The sequence below is a fragment of the Devosia sp. Root105 genome, assembly GCF_001424865.1.
Lineage (GTDB): Bacteria > Pseudomonadota > Alphaproteobacteria > Rhizobiales > Devosiaceae > Devosia_A.
The window spans coordinates 755,131-772,165 of the sequence record NZ_LMCR01000001.1; the positions used below are offsets into that span (position 1 = coordinate 755,131).

The window sequence follows — 17,035 nt, forward strand, 5'->3', positions numbered from 1 at the left end:
CGCCGACGCTGCGGCTGGCAAGCGGGCTAGCTGGCGATCTCGCTGCGCATGCTGGTGGAGTCGCCCCAGGTGGAGAGCCAGATCAGCGATTCCGTAGCGAGGCCGATGAGCGGCAGGGTCACGGCGCGCACCAGACCGCGCCGCGGCTGGTGGTCGACCGCGTGCTGCAGATGCGCCAGCTCCTGCGCCTGGATCGAGCCGATCTGGTGGTGCAGCGGCCGGTCGCGGCCGCGCAGAAAGGCGATCTGGTCTTCGAGGTGCCGATGCACGGTCGCCTCGACGGCTTCGGTGCAGACCCAGATCATGTTGCGTCCCATGAGGGCAGTGACGAAGCCGAGGACGTAGCCGCCAAGACTCCAGAACGCCATGACCCGGGAGGGCCTTGCCCCGCGCGCCGGCATGGCCTCGAGGAACAGCCGGCAGTGTTCGATCTCGTCATCCCGCATTTCGGTCAGCGCCGGCACGATGTCGGGATAGAGCTGCCGGGCCAGGGCGAGCTGAGCATCGTAGATGCGGATGGCGCCGAACTCGCCGGCATGATTGACCTTCAGGATGCGCCTGACGGTCAGCGCAGCCGATCGCGGTTCCCAAAACGCCATGCCGAAGTCCGTCTCCTTTGCCGCCCCCGTTGGCCGCAACCTCGGGAGATGATAGGCAACAGCCAACCTCGTTGGAAAGCGCCATGCCAAGTTTCGTCCCCGACCTGCCGGTGCTGCTCGGCTTTGCCGTCGCCACCTTCGTGCTGATGATCACGCCTGGGCCCGACATGGCGCTGCAGATGAGCCGCGCCATCAACTATGGCCGGGCGCATGGGCTGGCCGCGATGTTCGGGGCGATGACCGGCATCATGGTGCATACGACGCTGGTGGCCTTCGGCATTTCGGTGCTGATCCTCGCGGCGCCGCCGCTGTTCATGGCGCTGAAGATCGCCGGCGCCGTCTACCTGATCTGGCTGGCCTGGCAGGCGATCGCGCATGGCGGTGGGTTGCGGCTCACCGAAGCGGCGAAGAAAGTCCCGACGCTGTGGCAGAGCTTTGCCACCGGGCTCGGCATCAACCTGCTCAACCCCAAGGTGGTGCTGTTCTTCGTGACCTTCCTGCCGCAATTCGTCGAGGCGCATGACCCGGCCGCCGCAGGGAAGCTGTTGTTCCTCGGGGCGCAGTTCGTGGTGCTGTCGATCCCGCTGGGTTTCCTGATCGTGTTTGCCGCCGAAAAGCTGGCCGACGCCTTCAAGCGCAGCAAATGGGTCGAGCGGGCGCTCAACTGGAGCTTTGCCGCGATCTTCACCGCCTTCGCCGCGACCATCCTCACCGCCCAGGCGCGGCATTGAATGAGCAAGATCGCGCTCGGGGTCGGTGCCGGAGCGCTGTTGCTGATCGTTCTGGGGTTGGACTGGCTATTGGGCGGTGTCACCATGAACGCTGTCATTTATGATGGTATGGCGCCCGAAGCGATCCTCACCGCAGCCTATGGTCCTGTCGACGGCATACGGGCAAGCTGCATCCCCGTCCCTGGTCGGCGCTATGACGACAACATCGCAGAGTATTTCAGCTGCGCGCACGGCAAGGTCGCCGATGGTGTTGAGATGCCGGTACAGGGCGCCGTGGCATCTATGTGCGAACCCGTCCATAGCGAGGTCTACGTCCATCGCGACTTGCCGTTCACAAACCCGACGCTGGATGCTCTTCTATACGCGAGCGGTTCGGGGACCGGGCAAGAGATGGCCGACAGGCTCCGCACCGCGCACAGCATGACCTATACTGAACGCTTGTCAGCCTATCCGCAGGTGCGGGGCATGCATTCCGGCTTCTTCGATGATCCATCGCCGGACATCGCTTTCCTCGACTGTCCCGGCTATTCCATCCTGAAGCTGCGCATCCAGCGCTGAGACGGTCCAATGAACTATTCCCACGCCTTCCATGCCGGAAATTTTGCCGATGTGATGAAACATCTCATCGTCACCCGGCTGGTCGAGTACCTGAAAAAGAAGGACGCGGCGTTCCGGGTGATCGATACGCATGCCGGGATCGGCAGATACGACCTGACCGGCGCGATCGCCAAGCGCTCGCCGGAATGGGCTGATGGCATCGGCAAGCTGCTGCAGGGCGGCCTGCCGCAGAAGGCGCAGGTGTTGGCCGAGCCCTATCTCAAGGTGATCGCCGAGCTGAACCCCAACGATAAGCTCGAGACCTATCCGGGTTCGCCTTTGCTGGTTCGAAAACTGTTCCGGCCGCAGGACCGGCTGTCGGCGCTGGAGCTGCACCCCGAATATGCCGAGCGGCTCGGCAAGCTGTTCGAGGGCGACGTGCAGGTGCGGGTGATCCACCTCGATGGCTGGCTGTCGCTCAATGCCCATGTGCCGCCCAAGGAGAAGCGCGGCCTGGTGCTGGTCGATCCGCCGTTCGAGGAGCGGGGCGAGTTCGAGCGGCTGGTCGATGGGCTGGTCAAGGCGCATGGCAAGTTCGCCACCGGCGTTTACGCGCTGTGGTATCCGCTGAAGGATACCCGCGCCGTGCACGATTTCATCTCGGCGCTGCGCGATACCGGCATCCAGAGGATGCTGAGGGCCGAACTCAGCATCCGCCCGGCCTCCAACCCGCCGCGGCTGCATGGCTCGGGGATGATCCTCGTCAACCCGCCCTTCACGCTCGAGGGCGAGTTGCGCATCCTGCTGCCGGCGCTGGCGCAACTGCTCGGCGACCCTGGCCAGGGCCGGCACAAGCTCGAATGGCTGCGCGGCGAGGACTGATCAGTAGTCGACGCTGTCGACCAGCTCGAAGCTCGTCAGCTGCGGCGCATTGATCAGGCCGCGCGCCTGTGCGCCGACCCACATCTGTTTGAGCGCCGCCGCCATCCGCTGGGCCGCCTCTTCCGTTGCGAACTCGAGATCGATCATCACGTGGTTGGGGTCGTCCGCCCGCCGGCCGACCCGGTGCCGCACCACGCCCATCTGGCGGCGGCCAAGCGGGTCGCTGTCGAAGCCGTTACGGCGCCACGCCTCGTAGTCGGGAACCGAATGCTCGATACGCAGAAGGTACATCGCGTTCTCCTCAGCTGGAGCGCCTCAGGAAAAGGTGCAGCTCTCAGAGCTCGAACTCATAATAGATCATCTTCTCACCCTTGCCGCCGACCTTGATGTAGAGCCCGTTGGCCTCGAGGTTGTCGAGCTCGGTGCCGAGCCAGGCTTCGCGGCAGCCGAGCTCGCGGCCCCAGGCGAACATCGCTTCGACCATCCGGGTGGCAATGCCCTGGCGCAGATGGGTCGAGGCAGTGCCGACCTCGTCGATATAGAGCTCGGTGAGCTTGTCGGGGTGGCGGTGGATGACCGCGGCGCACTGGCCGACCACCACGCCATTGTCGAGGGCGAGCAGCATCAGGTGGCCGGGCTCGAGCAGGTAGGCTTCGAGCCGCTCGGGATGGATGGGTTCGTCGAACACGTCCGGCGCGATCTCGGCAAAATCGAGCTCGTCGCCGGGTTGCATGCGCTTCAATTGGATAGCCATCGGCTGGACTCCTGGGAGGCGTCACCGATTGGGGATCGGATCAGACGTGCCATGGGGCACCGCGCCGGGATTGCCGCGTATTGTCCGCGGCAGACCGATCCTAGACGGGGTTTGGCACCCCGCCAAGCCGTCAAGCCGTGAGCGCGTCGCGCTCTTTCTTGGTCAGCCGCTCGGTTTCGCTCTTCAGCTGCCCGCAGGCGGCGAAGATATCGCGGCCGCGCGGGGTGCGGACGGGGCTGGCATAGCCGGCATTGTTGACGATGTCGGCGAAGCGCTCGATGCGCGACGAGCTCGAGCAATCGTAGTTGGTGCCGGGCCACGGGTTGAACGGGATCAGGTTGATCTTGGCCGGAATGCCGGCGAGCAGCCGCACCAACTCGCGCGCATCGGCGTCGGAATCGTTGATGTCCTTGAGCATCACATATTCGAAGGTGATGCGGCGAGCATTGGAAAGGCCGGGGTAGTCGCGGCAGGCCTGGATCAGCTCTTTCAGCGGATACTTCTTGTTGATCGGCACCAGCATGTCGCGCAGTTCGTCGCGCACCGCGTGCAGCGAGATCGCCAGCATGACGCCGATCTCGCGGCCGGTCGGCTCGATGAACGGCACGACGCCCGAGGTCGAGAGGGTGATGCGGCGCTTCGACAGCGAAATGCCGGCTTCGTCGGAAGCGATCAGCAGCGCCTGCTTGACGTTGTCGTAATTGTAGAGCGGCTCGCCCATGCCCATCATCACCACATTGGTGATGGCGCGGCTGTCGCCTTCCGAACCACCCGAGCCGCGCGGCGCCGGCACCAGGCCGCCGTCATTGGGGCGCACGCCGCCGGGGAAATCGCCCAGCCGCTCACGCGCCATCAGGATCTGGCCGAGGATCTCGCCGGCGGTGAGGTTGCGCACCAGCTTCTGCGTGCCGGTGTGGCAGAACGAGCAAGTGAGGGTGCAGCCCACCTGGGAAGAGACGCACAGTGTCCCGCGATCTTCCTCGGGGATGTAGACGGTCTCGACCTCGACGGGCGGCAGCAGCGGGTTCTTGGGATCGCGGAAGCGGAACAGCCACTTGCGGGTGCCATCGATCGAGATCTGTTCGGTGACGATCTCGGGGCGGTCGAGCAGGAAGGTGTCGGCGAGCTTCTGCCGGAACCCCTTCTGGATGTTGGTCATCCGGTCGAAGTCGGTGACGCCGTTGTGGTAGATCCAGTTCCACAGTTGGCTGGCGCGCATTTTCGCTTCGCGCTCGTCGAGGCCGATGCCCATCAAGGTATCGCGCAGCTCGGGCTTCATCAGGCCGACCAGCGACGTCCGCCCGGATTTCGGGCGCTCGGCATGGGCGTGATGATCGAGGTCGAGGGCAATACTCATGGTGCGGGCGGCTCTCTCAGCGTGCGCATGTTTGGTGGTCGCGCGGTCGAACCCGAAAAGTCTCACAACTTTTTCCTGACCACGCTCCTTAGGGCGCGGCCTGTAACATAGTCGCAGAGTTTGCGCAAAACACGGGGGCGGGAGGCTGGCTTGCGTGGGGTGGGCGGCGGCGTGGTGGGCGGTACTTTCTTGCCTTCCACACCGGCCGTCATCCCGACGAAAGTCGGGACCCAGTGCTTTGGCCGTGCCACCCGTTCATATCTCGCGGAGCTTGCTGTGATGGACCGGACAGGGTCGTGGACCACCAACCCTCCAAGCAGTGGGTCCCGGCCTTCGCCGGGATGACGACCTGTGGGGGTACTAGATCATGCCCGCAATGAGCCCAACCCCGACGCGGTCCTGGATCAGCCGGTGCAGCCTTCGATGGCGCGGCTGGCGGCGGTGGCGCCTGAGAGCGAGAAGGTCTCGACGATGCGGATGCCCTTGTCGCTGGTGCCCTCGATGACCACCGAGGAGCCGGCGCGCAGGGCGCCCGCCAGGTTGTCGTTCTGGTTGGGATCCAGCAGCCAGGCGGCGTCCTTGTCGGTGAACAGCTCGAAGGTCTGGCCGCTGACCGTGGCGGTCGCCGGGGTGTCGGGCGCAAAGATGAAGCCGGCGACGAGGTTCAGCTCGTTGCGCACGCTCTCGGACGGGCGGTTGGTCAGGTAGAGCCAGGCTTCGGTGAATTCGTCGGGGCTGGGCGAGACCTCGGTGGGCTTACTCAGCGCGAAACAGACCGGGCCGGTCGACTCGGTGGCGGTGTAGGCGGTCCAATCGCGAAACTCGCCGAGCAGCTTCACCGACTGCGCCATGGCCGCGCCCGACAAGGTGGGGACTAGCACCGTGGCGATGACAGCAAGAGCGCGGAATTTCATAGGCGGGACCTCGAGGAGTTCGGCGGTTGGTAGCAGGCAAAGCCTGATGGCAGCAATCGCCGAACGTTCGGGAAGGCGTGAAGTTCACGCCCTCGTGTCAGGTGCAAGCCTTGCTGATCTCGCCGAGGGCGGCAGTGACGCCCGACAGGCTGTAGCTGTCCGACATCTTGTTGCCCTTCTGCGAGGTGCCGTTGACGGTGAGCTTGGTGCCCGCCTTCAGCGCTTCGACGAAGGTCGCCTCGTCGGCCTCGACGGCGAGCCAGGCAGCCTCACCCTCGGTGACCATCGGGAAGGTCTTGCCGTCGACGGTGGCGGTGACGTTGGCATTGCTGGGGTGGAACGGGTAGCCGACCTGCGTCTGCACTTCGTTCTTGGTGCCGAGGCCCTTCCTATTGATCACCAGGAAGTGGATCGGGCTGCGCCGCACCGGGCTGCCATTCACTTCCTTGGGGCTCCAGTCATCCGGCTGGGCCGAGATGTAGCACATGGCGCCATTGGCATCGGCGCCGGTCCAGGCGGTCCACGCCTTGAAGGTGCCCAGCTGTTTGATTTCCTGTGCGCCGGCAGGCGCAGCCGCCAGTGCGACAAAGACACTTCCGGCAACCAGAGCAGCCAGTGCCAAACGAGATGATGTCATCGCCCTAACATCCTTGAAGTTGCGCAACCAGCACCCGAGCATGGTGCCACGGCATGGTTACCAAGGTCTCAAACCGGCCGCGCATTTTGACTTAGTGGCGACCTTAGCGGCAATCGTGTCGGCAATTTGACGTGCCAAATCGCCGAAAATCCTGTTTGGGCCCGCATGGTGAAGGAAGCGTTAACGCCGACCCGTGCGTCAGGCTGCCAGCGGATAGCTCTGTTCCACCAGGTAGGGGCCGCCGCCGACGGAATCGCGCGATGAGAACAAGACAAACCGGCCGACCTTGAATTCGAGCGGCTCGAACCGGCCGGAGAAGGCGATGAAGCGCGCCACCTCTTCGGCGGAAACCCCGCGCAGCCGCGCCAGCGCCACGTGCGGCACGAATTTCCGGCCTTCCGGCGCGAGGCCGCAACGCTGCAGCACCCGCTCCTGCGCTGCCTGCAGGCGGAGCAGCGCGGCATTGGATGAGCAACCGGCGAACAGGGCGCGCGGGGTGTTGCCGCCGAACGAGCCGAGATGATCGAGCTTGATGGTGAAGGCCTCGCTGTCGGCCAGCCGGTCCAGCATGTCGGTGACTTCGCTCGCCACATGGTGATCGACGTCGCCGATGAAGCGCAAGGTAATGTGATAATTCTCGGTGTCGATCCAGCGGGCACCGAACAGGCCGCCCCGCTTGAGCGAGAGGGCGAGCCCCACCTCTGGCGGGACCTCGATTCCGGTAAAGAGCCTGGGCATCCGACCCTCCCTTTGCCGCGGTGAGCAACGTGATTCGCGCTCATCTCCGCCTGAAACGTAGCGACGCCGGATGGCTGCTGCAAGACGGCGGACGCGCATCGTCCCGGCGCCTGCCTCGTGAGGCGAAGAGCTTTGGATAAACCGTTGAAGAACTGCGACATTAGGGAACGTTAAGGTGAGATCCCGAAGTCTTGTATTGTCCGAGGTGTGCCCTCATATTGTGTGATCGACGGCAGAGGCTCGGAGGAGCGCCCGTCACGTCGCCAGGAAAGGGATTTATTCGTCATGGCTGAATTCGACCGTCCGACTATCGCCGCTCAGCGGGCCGGAACCGCCGCGGCCATCGATGAGGGCCTGCGCAGCTATATGCTGAAGGTCTACAACTACATGGGCATTGGCCTCGTGGTGACGGGTGTCGTCGCCTACTTCGCCAATGCATGGTCCACCACCACCGACCCGACGCAGGCAGTCGGCCAGCTCGCCAACGGCACGCTGGTCACCCAGTGGGGCTCGTTGATCTACGCCTCGCCGCTGCAGTGGGTCATCATGTTTGCGCCGCTGGCCTTCGTCTTGGTGCTGAGCTTCGGCATCAACCGGCTCTCCGGCGCCACCGCGCAGCTGCTGTTCTGGGTGTTTGCGGCCGTCATGGGCCTCAGCCTCTCGTCGATCTTCATGGTCTATACCGACGCCTCGATCGCCAAGGTGTTCTTCATCTCGGCAGCCACGTTCGGTGCGATGAGCCTTTACGGCTACACCACCAAGCGTGACCTGACGGGTATCGGCAACTTCCTGATCATGGGCCTGATCGGCCTGATCATCGCCTCGATCGTCAACATCTTCCTGGCATCCAGCATGCTCGACTTCGCCATCTCGGCGATCGGTGTGCTGATCTTCGTGGGCCTCACCGCCTACGACACGCAGAAGGTCAAGGAAAGCTACGACCAGGGTATGGGCGCCGAGGTGCTGCAGAAGACCGCGGTGATGGGCGCGCTTAGCCTCTACCTCGACTTCATCAACCTGTTCCTGATGCTGCTGCGCCTGTTCGGTAACCGGGAATAGTCGCCGAGCGCTTTCAGGAAAAGTTGTAGACTTTTCTGGTTCGAAAGCGTGACTGATAGAAGGAATCAGCAAGTCTGATTGGAAGTTTAAGGGGCCGCGATCTATCAAGATCGCGGCCCCTTTCGTTTCCCATGAGTTGCTGATGTCCGACGTCGTCTTCCGCCCCTTCGCCTGGTCCGACGTACCTGAGATCACCGCCATCTACCGGCCCTATGTCGAGGAGACAGTGATCACCTTCGAGACCGAGGTGCCCTCAGAGACCGATATGGCCGAGCGCTTCGGCAAGCTCAAGGCGCTGGGTCACCCGCTGATCGTCGCCGAACGGGCCGGCGACGTGCTGGGCTATGCCTATGCCTCGTTCTACCGGCCGCGGGCGGCTTACCGCTTCACCTGCGAGGATTCGATCTACCTCAGGCAGGATGCGGTCGGGAAGGGGATCGGTGGGCGGCTGCTGGATGAACTGATGGCGCAAAGCCGGGCCGCCGGGTTCAAGCAGATGATCGCGGTGATCACCGCCGAGCGCGCCAATTCGGTGCGCCTGCACGAGAAAGCCGGCTTCCGTCATGTCGGGCGCTACGAGGCGGTGGGCTACAAGTTCGACCGCTGGCTGGATATCGTGCACCTGCAGAAGGCGCTGTGAGGCTTCGTGGCGACCGGCGAGGAACCGATCTTCCAGTGTGCGCGCGACGTGCTGTGGGTGATCCTCGAGCAGTCCTCGCCGACGCTCAAGGACCTGGCCGAAGTGCTGGATCGGCTGGCCGTCGCATACGCAGACGCGCCGGCAGGTGAGTTCACCGACAACGCTGCGGAACGACCCTCGCAAGAGCTGAGAGAACCGATCGCTGCGAGATTTTCGCTTGGGCTGTACGTCGACGCAGATCCCATGGATTTCGACTTCACCGAACTGATCGGCGATGGCATCGACGATCTGGTCGATATTGCCGGCCAGATGCAGGACCTGCTTTGGATCCGCGACGAGCTGGGGGCGGATGACGCGCTCTACCATTTGCATTTGCTCGCCTTCCACTGGATGGGGCATCTGCGCAGCCTGAGCCGCTACCTGCATGTCTTGCGCTACGGCAGCGCCTCTTACGACGTAGCCGCGCGGACCGCTGGGTCTTTTTGAGGGCACCACACCCGCCCACCCACGGTGGGGGAAGCTCGGGGCTGGTCGGATAACAGCTGGGTTAGAGCCGCTTCTCCATCGGGTAGCACAGCATGCCGCGGTCGGCTTCCGCCGGGCCGGCATCCTGCCAGCCATTGGCGAGGTAGAAGCGGTGGGCAGTGCCGGTGCTGGTGAGCCTCCCCATATCGGCGCCGGATTGGCGGATATGCTCCTCGAGGGTGGCGAGCAGTGCCTTGCTGACGCCGTGGAAGCGGTGGGCCGGGGCGACGTAGTTAAGGCCGATCTCGTCGAAACCGTTGAGGCAGCCGACAGCGGCGATCTCGCCGTCGCGCTCGGCGACAAGGAACCGGGCGCCGGGGCGTTCGAGCATTCTCAGCACCATCTCGGGCGTCTTGTTGCGTAGCCACCCGGCGAGGATTTCGGCATCGTCGCGGTGGTCGGCAGTGCAGAGGTCGCGGATCGAGGCGGTGAGCACGGCGCTCATCGCCGCGGCGTCCGCCGGCACGGCCGGGCGGATGGTGATCATTTGACCAGCGCGAGTTCCAGGACGCGGAGTACGGTCGTGAGGTCGTGGCCGCGCTTCAGGATGCGGCCATCCTGGCTCAGTACCATGTACTGGCCCTGCTTGAGGCGCAGCCTGGGGTTCTTCTCGACCACGTAGAGCGGGCGCTCGGAGGCGCGCTTGTAGATCGAGAACAGGGCGCGGTCGCGCAGGAAGTCGATCGCATAGTCGCGCCACTCACCATCGACGACCTTGCGGCCGTAGAGGTTGAGGATGGTCTGGAGTTCCTTGCGGTCGAAGGTAACCGCAGGCACGAAGCGGTTATGATTGGCCGGCTGAAGATCGGCGGGACCAGGGCTCGCGGCTGCCGCGAAATCGATGAGTAGCCCTGATCCAGACTGCTCGGGTTCGTCCACCATTGATCGGCCTCGTCACCTCGTTGTCATGATCGCGTCATTCGCAACGCTTGGCAAGCCGGTCGGATGCATTGCAACGACGGACCGGGGGCTCAGGCATCCGCCGCAGAGATTAACGCAAAATCCCTATTTCGGTCACAATCCCTCCCAGTTGACGCCAGATTGACCCGGCACCTTAGCTCCATTGCCTCCAGTGGCCGGCAAGCGGGCTGACCGAGCCCCCAAACCACGATGCTCGTTTGCCGGCCGCCTCTTACATGCACAGTCATTCTCCTCCCGCCTGCGCAAGCTGGCGGGAGTTTTGTTATGGCGGCGAGCAATTTGATCGATTGTGCAAACGGAGCTGCAAAGCCCCCCAACTACGCTGCCGGACAGCAAGGGAGGCTCTGGTGATCGACAGCGTCTGGGCGCGGCCGGGGGTGAAGTGTGTCTGCGTCGACGGTTCACGACCGATGGCGTCGGTGTTTCCCGGCAAGCCGCCAATAGAGGTCGGCGGCACGTTCCCCGTTACCGGGCAGATCTACACTATCGAGTCAGTCGTCTGGCATGTGTCGGGCCTGCCATGGGTGGGAGATTTCCTCGGTGTGCACCTGATGGAAATCAACCGTGAGCCCGGCGGAATGACCGGCATGGTCGTGCCCTACCGCATCGAGCGTTTCCGTCCGCTGGTTGACGACAGCCGAGAAAGAGACCTGGCGCTGTTCACGCCGCTGCTCGACCCCGAAGAGGTCGAGGGCTGATCAGCGGGTGAAGCTGGCGGCGCCGACGATCGGGCCGGGCAGGCCGGCGTGATCCTGCTGGATGAGGATGACGGCGCCGTTGGAGCGGCCGGTCAGCACTTCGGCGAGCGGCAGGGTGAGTTCGGCTCCGGCATCGGCTTTCCACATCCCCAGCACCTGGCGACCGGTGACGATCTGCGTGTAGGCCACCTGTTTGCCCTCGTTCTCGCCGCGCTCGATGGTGACATCGGCCCGATCGAGGAAGGTGATGAGCCAGATCATCGCGTCGGCCTCGCCGGCCTTTGGCGGCACCGACACCTGCAGCATGTCGTCGGACGCCTCGGTGAGCTTGACGTCGAGCGGCAGGCTGGCGCCACCGAGAGCGGTGTTGACCGCGTCGCGCTTCGAGCCGACGAGGCCGCCCTTGCCGTTGATCACCAGCTGCGGGGTGAAGATGCGTGAGGAACCCCAGCTCTCGGCGTAATCGCGCTGCCGGTCGGAGTTCTCCTTGGTGCCGAAAGTGTCCTCCCAGCCGATATAGTCCCAGTAGTCGACATGGTAGGCGAGCGCGACGACATCGGGGCGCTTGCCCATCTCATCGAGCATGGCATCGGCCTTCGGGCAGGACTTGCAGCCCTGCGAGGTGAACAGCTCGAGCACGGCTTTGGGCGCAAGCTTGATCTCCCCGGCGAGGGCTGCGGAGATCAGGGCAAACGAAAGGGAGACGCCGCAAAGGATCGAACGAAAAAGCATGGCGACGGTTGTAGGCAGGCGGGTTGTCCCGCGCGAGTCAAATCGGCGCGACTTGCCGTGATGGGGAAAAGGGGGGCGATAAGCTGCGGATTGGACGTATCGAGCGTGTGGATGCACCGGCCGCGCCCCAATCGCCCCCTCGCCCCTCTGGGGAGAGGGCGGCGGATGAGGCTGAAGGCCTCATCCGCGGGGTGAGGGGCGCCAAGCGCTGGGATGGGTGTAGCAGCGGATAGGCCGGTGTGCTTGGCTACCCMTCACCCTGACCCTCTCCCCAGAGGGGAGAGGGGACGATGGGGCGCCGTTCGTGGTCGCCGCTGCTTACGCCGCGACGAGGTTGCGGAGCACGTAGTGCAGGATGCCGCCGTGCTGGTAGTATTCGAGCTCGTTGACCGTATCGATGCGGCAGCGGGTCGAGATTTCCTCGATACGGCCGTCGGCGCGGACGATCTTCACCTTGACGGTGGAGCGCGGGGTCAGGGTGGTGAGGCCCTCGATCGAGACGGACTCGGTGCCGTCGAGATGCAGGGTCTGCCAGCTCTCGCCCTCGGCGAACTGCAGCGGCAAAACGCCCATGCCGATGAGGTTGGAGCGGTGGATGCGCTCAAAACTCTGGGCGATGACGGCGCGGACGCCGAGCAGGCGGGTGCCCTTGGCGGCCCAGTCACGCGACGAGCCGGTGCCGTATTCCTTGCCGGCGAAGATCACCAGCGGGGTGTTCGACTTCTGGTAGGCCATGGCGGCGTCATACATCGCCATGACTTCGCCGGTCGGGCCCTTGGTGAAGCCGCCTTCGACGCCCGGCACCATCTGGTTCTTGATGCGGATATTGGCGAAGGTGCCGCGCATCATCACTTCGTGGTTGCCGCGACGGGCGCCGTAGGAGTTGAAGTCCTTGGGCGCCACCTGGCGCTCGACCAGGTACTTGCCGGCCGGGGTGCCGGCCTTGAACGAACCGGCGGGCGAGATGTGGTCGGTGGTGATCGAGTCGAGGAAGAGGCTCAGGACGCGGGCCTCGTGAATGTCGGTGACCGGCGCCGGCTCCATGGTCAGACCCTCGAAATACGGCGGGTTCTGCACATAGGTGGAGCTGGAATTCCAGCGATAGGTCTCGCCGCCGTCGACGGCGATACCCTGCCAGTTCTCGTCGCCCTTGAACACGTCGGAGTAGCGGCCGAGGAACATCTTTGGGGTGATCACCGTGCGAACGATGTCCGAGATCTCCTGGTTGGTCGGCCAGATGTCCTTGAGATAGACGGGCTGACCGTCCGAACCGGTGCCGAGCGGCTCGGTCGCAACGTTGATGTTCATCGAACCGGCGATGGCATAGGCAACGACCAGCGGCGGCGAGGCCAGGTAGTTGGCGCGCACGTCGGGGTTCACCCGGCCTTCGAAGTTACGGTTGCCCGAGAGCACCGAGGCGGCGACGAGGTCATTGGCGTTGATGCATTCCGAGATGGCTTCCGGCAGCGGGCCGGAATTGCCGATACAGGTGGTGCAGCCATAGCCGACAAGGTTGAAGCCGAGCGCGTCGAGATCGGCCGAGAGGCCGGCGGCGTTCAGGTAGTCGGTCACCACCTGCGAGCCCGGCGCCAGCGAGGTCTTGACCCACGGCTTCGACGTCAGGCCCCTGGCGCGCGCCTTGCGGGCAACGAGGCCGGCGGCGATCAGCACGTTGGGGTTCGAGGTGTTGGTGCACGAGGTGATGGCGGCGATCACCACGTGACCGTCGTCGATGCTGAACTTCTCGCCGCGCACCGGGAAGGCGGCTTCCTCGGGAATGTCGTCGACGCCGGTAGCGCCTTCATCGACGAAGCGGCTCTCACCCTTCGACTCGGGCAAAGCGGTACGCTCCTTGCGGCCGCCGGCGAGGTCTTTCATCGCCTCGGCGAATTTCGGCGCGGCATCGACCAGCGAGACGCGGTCCTGCGGGCGCTTCGGGCCGGAGAGCGAGGGAACGACAGTGGTGAGGTCGAGCGACAGCGTGTCGGTGAACAGCGGATCGGCGCTGTCGGTGGTGCGGTACATGCCCTGGGCCTCGGAATAGGCCTTCACCAGCGCGACGCGGTCGGCATCGCGGCCGGAGGTCTCGAGGTAGGTCAGGGTATCCGCGTCGACCGGGAAGAAGCCGCAGGTGGCGCCGTATTCGGGGGCCATGTTGGCGATGGTCGCCTGGTCTTCGAGGCTGAGGTAGTCGAGGCCCGGGCCGTAGAACTCGACGAACTTGCCGACCACGCCCTTCTTGCGCAGCATTTCGGTGACGGTGAGCACCAGATCGGTGGCGGTGATGCCTTCGTTGATCTTGCCGGTCAGCTTGAAGCCGATGACTTCGGGGATCAGCATGGTGATGGGCTGGCCGAGCATGGCGGCCTCGGCCTCGATGCCGCCGACGCCCCAGCCGAGCACGGCGAGGCCGTTGACCATGGTGGTGTGGCTGTCGGTGCCGACGAGCGTATCGGGGTAGGCGTAGAGTTCGCCCGAGGTCTCGTCCTGGCGGGTCCAGACGGTCTGGGCCAGGTATTCGAGGTTCACCTGGTGGCAGATGCCGGTGCCGGGCGGCACGACGCGGAAGTTGTCGAAGGCTTTCTGGCCCCAGCGCAGGAACTCGTAGCGCTCGCCGTTACGCTCGTACTCGAGGTCGACGTTCTGCAGGAAGCTCAGCGGGGTGCCGAACGAGTCGACCATCACCGAGTGGTCGATGACCAGGTCGACCGGCACCAGCGGGTTGATCTTCTGCGGATCGGCGCCGAGCTTGGCGGTGGCGTCGCGCATGGCGGCGAGATCGACCACGGCGGGGACGCCGGTGAAATCCTGCATCAGCACGCGGGCCGGGCGGTAGGAGATTTCGTGCTCGGAGATGCGGGTGCGCAGCCAGTCGGCGACAGCCTCGATATCGGCGCGGGTGACGGTGACACCGTCCTCGAAGCGGAGCAGGTTCTCCAGCACCACCTTCATCGAGTGCGGCAGCTGCGAGACACCCTTCAGACCGTTCTGTTCCGCCAGCGGAATGGAGAAGTAGCTGTAGGTCTTGTCCCCGACGGTGATCGTGGTTCTGGACTTGAAGCTGTCGAGGGATTTCGAGGTCACGGGTGTCGCCTTCACGCGCTGGTGTTGCAAGGCGCCGCCCGGTCCTGACGCCGGACCGTAAAGGCCCGGGAGACCGGGGGCAGAGGTCGTCTGACTGGAAGCATTCCAATCTAGCGCTGGCTTATAGAGAAACTACATGACGCTTGCCAGTGGTCACTTGGGTTCATTAGGCATGGCGGCCATGAACCAGCCGACGCTCGCTTCCGAGGCCTTTCAACCGCAGCTGAGCGTCAGCGGCCTCACCGTGCGGCGCGGCGAGCGGCTGCTGTTCGCCGATCTCACGTTCGAACTCACGCCCGGCGGGGTCCTGCTGCTGCGCGGACCGAACGGGGTGGGCAAGTCGACACTGCTGCTGGCGCTCGCCGGAATCGTACGGCCGGATGGCGGGACGATCGCCGGGGCGGAGCGCACCCAGTTGCACCTCCTCAACTACCAGAGCGGGCTCAAGGGACGCCTGACGGTCAGCGAGAACCTCAAATTCTGGCAGGCGATGAACGGGGCGAGCGGCATGACGGTCGAGGCGGCGCTCGACGCCGTCGGCATCGGTGGGCTCGCCGTGCTGGAGGCGGGGTACCTCTCATCGGGGCAGTTGCGGCGGCTGGCGCTGGCGCGGCTCTTGGTCAGCGCGCGGCCGATCTGGCTGCTGGATGAGCCCAGCGCGGCGCTCGATGCGGACGGCGAGGCGCTGCTGGGCGGGCTGATCGATGCGCACCGGCAGCGGGGCGGCATCACGGTGGTCGCGACCCACCATGACCTGCCATTGGCCGACAAAGCCGGGGTCGAAACGCTGATCCTCGGAGGCGCGGCATGAGCGCCTTCCGGGCCCTGATCGGGCGCGACCTGAAGCTGGCGTTCCGGGCCGGCGGCGAGGCGCTGACGCTGGTGCTGTTCTTCGTCATGGTGGCGGTGATCGTGCCGTTTGCCATCGGGCCGGACCGGCCGCAGCTGACCCGGCTGGCCCCTGGGATCGTCTGGATCGCGGCGTTCCTCTCGATGCTGCTGGGGCTCGACCGGCTGTTCCGCAACGACGACGAGGATGGTTCGCTCACCCTGCTGCGGCACGCCGACCTGCCGCTCGAAGCGGTGGTTGCCGCAAAAGTGATTGCGCATTGGCTGGTGACGGCGCTGCCGCTGCTCTTGGCGACGCCGGTGCTGGCGCTGCTCTTATCGATGTCATGGGCGCAATGGGGGCAGACGGTGCTGGCTTTGCTGATCGGCACTCCGGCGCTGGTGAGCTTTGGCGCGCTGGGCGCTGCGGTAACGGTAGGGCTCAGGCGCGGCGGGCTGATCGCGCCGGTGCTGATCCTGCCGCTGTCGATCCCGATCATGATCTTCGGGGTGGGGATGATGGATCCGCTTGCCGGCAGTGGCGCGACATTGTTCCTCATTGCCTTGAGCCTCGTGGTGACGGCCTTCTCACCCTTCGCGGCTGCGCTTGCCTTGCGCGTGGCCGGGGAATAGAGCGAACACCATGTCCGTCGATACCGTCAAACAACCCAACTGGTTCAGCCGCCTGGCGCATCCGGGGCAGTTCCTTGCCTGGTCGCGTTACCTGATCTGGCCGCTGGCCATCGCCACCGGGCTGAGCTTTGCCATCGGCCTCTGGTTCGCCTTCTTCAACTCGCCCGAGGACTACCAGATGGGCGACATGGTGCGCGTCATGTACGTGCACGTGCCGAACGCCTGGCTGAGCCAGCTGGTCTATGGGGTGATGGCGGTTTCGGCGCTCGGCACCCTGGTGTGGCGGCACCCGCTGGCCGACGTCGCCAACAAGGCTGCGGCGCCGCTTGGTGCCGTGTTTACCGCATTGGCGCTCTACACCGGCTCGCTCTGGGGCCGGCCGACCTGGGGCACGTTCTGGGAGTGGGACGGGCGGATGACCTCGACCCTGGTTCTGCTCCTGATCTATCTCGGCATCATCGCGCTGTGGCGGGCGTTCGACGACCAGCTGAAGGCCGGGCGGATCATCGCCATCGTGACGCTGGTCGGGGCGCTGAACATCCCGGTGATCAAGTTCTCGGTCGATTGGTGGAACACCCTGCACCAGCCGGCGAGCGTCTTCACCAAGGATGGCCCGAAGATGCCGGGCTCGATCCTGACGCCGCTCTTGGTGATGATGCTGGCCTTCACGCTGCTGTTCGCGCTGCTGCAGGTGGTGCGGATGCGGACCGAGATATTGCGCCGCCGGGCCGAGACGTTGAGCCGGCAGGCTGCCTTGAGCCCCCCC

21 protein-coding genes are annotated in these 17,035 nt (G+C 64.9%); 10 read left to right on the forward strand and 11 right to left on the reverse strand.

Features of this window, described 5'->3' with window-relative positions; all coding sequences use genetic code 11:
* Positions 1–26 precede the first annotated feature (26 nt).
* Positions 27–599, reverse strand: a complete 573-nt coding sequence (locus tag ASC68_RS03550) for a demethoxyubiquinone hydroxylase family protein (protein ID WP_055874815.1) — start codon at positions 597–599, stop codon at positions 27–29.
* 83 nt (positions 600–682) lie between these two features.
* On the opposite strand from ASC68_RS03550, the gene ASC68_RS03555 reads away from it, so the two are divergent.
* Genes ASC68_RS03555 through rlmJ form a run of 3 tightly spaced genes read left to right on the forward strand, consistent with a single transcriptional unit; the run spans position 683 to position 2,749 of the window.
* On the forward strand, positions 683–1,330 hold the full coding sequence (locus ASC68_RS03555; RefSeq protein WP_055874818.1) for a LysE family translocator: 648 nt from the start codon (positions 683–685) through the stop codon (positions 1,328–1,330).
* Positions 1,331–1,888 carry a hypothetical protein gene (locus ASC68_RS03560; protein ID WP_055874821.1) on the forward strand — a complete coding sequence of 186 codons (558 nt, stop codon included), beginning with the start codon at positions 1,331–1,333 and terminating at the stop codon, positions 1,886–1,888.
* A 9-nt stretch (positions 1,889–1,897) separates the two neighbouring features.
* Positions 1,898–2,749 (forward strand): 23S rRNA (adenine(2030)-N(6))-methyltransferase RlmJ, encoded by an 852-nt coding sequence (rlmJ, locus tag ASC68_RS03565; RefSeq protein ID WP_055874824.1) that lies wholly within the window; start codon positions 1,898–1,900, stop codon positions 2,747–2,749.
* On the opposite strand, the gene ASC68_RS03570 is transcribed toward rlmJ, so the two are convergent.
* The 6 genes from ASC68_RS03570 to thpR form a co-directional block, all read right to left on the reverse strand.
* Complete coding sequence (locus tag ASC68_RS03570) at positions 2,750–3,040, reverse strand: hypothetical protein (RefSeq protein WP_055874828.1); 291 nt, start codon at positions 3,038–3,040, stop codon at positions 2,750–2,752.
* A 43-nt stretch (positions 3,041–3,083) separates the two neighbouring features.
* Positions 3,084–3,503, reverse strand: coding sequence for a GNAT family N-acetyltransferase (locus ASC68_RS03575; protein WP_055874831.1), 420 nt, complete (start codon positions 3,501–3,503; stop codon positions 3,084–3,086).
* A gap of 130 nt (positions 3,504–3,633) precedes the next feature.
* Positions 3,634–4,860, reverse strand: coding sequence for a 23S rRNA (adenine(2503)-C(2))-methyltransferase RlmN (rlmN, locus tag ASC68_RS03580; protein ID WP_055875970.1), 1,227 nt, complete (start codon positions 4,858–4,860; stop codon positions 3,634–3,636).
* Between the two features lie 404 nt (positions 4,861–5,264).
* On the reverse strand, positions 5,265–5,774 hold the full coding sequence (locus tag ASC68_RS03585; protein WP_055874834.1) for a hypothetical protein: 510 nt from the start codon (positions 5,772–5,774) through the stop codon (positions 5,265–5,267).
* 97 nt (positions 5,775–5,871) lie between these two features.
* Positions 5,872–6,411: an invasion associated locus B family protein gene (locus ASC68_RS03590; protein WP_156384458.1), complete on the reverse strand. Its 540-nt coding sequence runs from the start codon at positions 6,409–6,411 to the stop codon at positions 5,872–5,874.
* A gap of 198 nt (positions 6,412–6,609) precedes the next feature.
* Positions 6,610–7,149 (reverse strand): RNA 2',3'-cyclic phosphodiesterase, encoded by a 540-nt coding sequence (gene thpR, locus ASC68_RS03595; RefSeq protein ID WP_055874840.1) that lies wholly within the window; start codon positions 7,147–7,149, stop codon positions 6,610–6,612.
* A gap of 285 nt (positions 7,150–7,434) precedes the next feature.
* On the opposite strand from thpR, the gene ASC68_RS03600 reads away from it, so the two are divergent.
* The 3 genes from ASC68_RS03600 (at position 7,435) to ASC68_RS03610 (ending at position 9,334) form a co-directional block, all read left to right on the forward strand.
* Positions 7,435–8,208, forward strand: a complete 774-nt coding sequence (locus tag ASC68_RS03600; RefSeq protein ID WP_055874844.1) for a Bax inhibitor-1/YccA family protein — start codon at positions 7,435–7,437, stop codon at positions 8,206–8,208.
* Positions 8,209–8,350: 142 nt separating this feature from the next.
* Positions 8,351–8,848 carry a GNAT family N-acetyltransferase gene (locus tag ASC68_RS03605; protein WP_055874847.1) on the forward strand — a complete coding sequence of 166 codons (498 nt, stop codon included), beginning with the start codon at positions 8,351–8,353 and terminating at the stop codon, positions 8,846–8,848.
* A gap of 6 nt (positions 8,849–8,854) precedes the next feature.
* On the forward strand, positions 8,855–9,334 hold the full coding sequence (locus tag ASC68_RS03610; protein ID WP_055874850.1) for a hypothetical protein: 480 nt from the start codon (positions 8,855–8,857) through the stop codon (positions 9,332–9,334).
* A gap of 61 nt (positions 9,335–9,395) precedes the next feature.
* Here the strand turns inward: ASC68_RS03610 and ASC68_RS03615 are convergent, their stop codons facing one another.
* Both ASC68_RS03615 and ASC68_RS03620 read right to left on the reverse strand, forming a co-directional pair.
* The gene (locus ASC68_RS03615) at positions 9,396–9,860 is read right to left on the reverse strand and encodes a GNAT family N-acetyltransferase (protein WP_248310485.1); all 465 of its coding nucleotides are present in this window, start codon (positions 9,858–9,860) and stop codon (positions 9,396–9,398) included.
* Entirely contained in the window at positions 9,857–10,255 is a 399-nt protein-coding gene (locus ASC68_RS03620; RefSeq protein WP_082527857.1) for a DUF2794 domain-containing protein, read from the reverse strand. Before ASC68_RS03620 ends, ASC68_RS03615 begins: the two co-directional genes overlap by 4 nt.
* A gap of 386 nt (positions 10,256–10,641) precedes the next feature.
* On the opposite strand from ASC68_RS03620, the gene ASC68_RS03625 reads away from it, so the two are divergent.
* A complete protein-coding gene (locus tag ASC68_RS03625; protein ID WP_156384456.1) occupies positions 10,642–10,992 on the forward strand; it encodes a hypothetical protein in 351 nt (116 codons plus the stop codon).
* Here ASC68_RS03625 and ASC68_RS03630 read toward each other — a convergent pair whose 3' ends face one another.
* Together ASC68_RS03630 and acnA are read right to left on the reverse strand one after the other, a co-directional pair.
* Positions 10,993–11,724: a DUF1223 domain-containing protein gene (locus ASC68_RS03630; RefSeq protein ID WP_055874856.1), complete on the reverse strand. Its 732-nt coding sequence runs from the start codon at positions 11,722–11,724 to the stop codon at positions 10,993–10,995.
* A gap of 318 nt (positions 11,725–12,042) precedes the next feature.
* Positions 12,043–14,808 (reverse strand): aconitate hydratase AcnA, encoded by a 2,766-nt coding sequence (acnA, locus tag ASC68_RS03635; protein ID WP_055874859.1) that lies wholly within the window; start codon positions 14,806–14,808, stop codon positions 12,043–12,045.
* Between the two features lie 181 nt (positions 14,809–14,989).
* On the opposite strand from acnA, the gene ccmA reads away from it, so the two are divergent.
* The 3 genes from ccmA to ASC68_RS03650 all read left to right on the forward strand — a co-directional run.
* A complete protein-coding gene (ccmA, locus tag ASC68_RS03640) occupies positions 14,990–15,619 on the forward strand; it encodes a heme ABC exporter ATP-binding protein CcmA (RefSeq protein WP_082527925.1) in 630 nt (209 codons plus the stop codon).
* Complete coding sequence (ccmB, locus tag ASC68_RS03645; RefSeq protein WP_055874862.1) at positions 15,616–16,269, forward strand: heme exporter protein CcmB; 654 nt, start codon at positions 15,616–15,618, stop codon at positions 16,267–16,269. The genes ccmA and ccmB overlap by 4 nt, the downstream gene beginning before the upstream one ends.
* A 10-nt stretch (positions 16,270–16,279) precedes the next feature.
* A partial coding sequence (locus tag ASC68_RS03650; protein WP_082527858.1) for a heme ABC transporter permease occupies positions 16,280–17,035 on the forward strand: 756 nt, incomplete at its 3' end.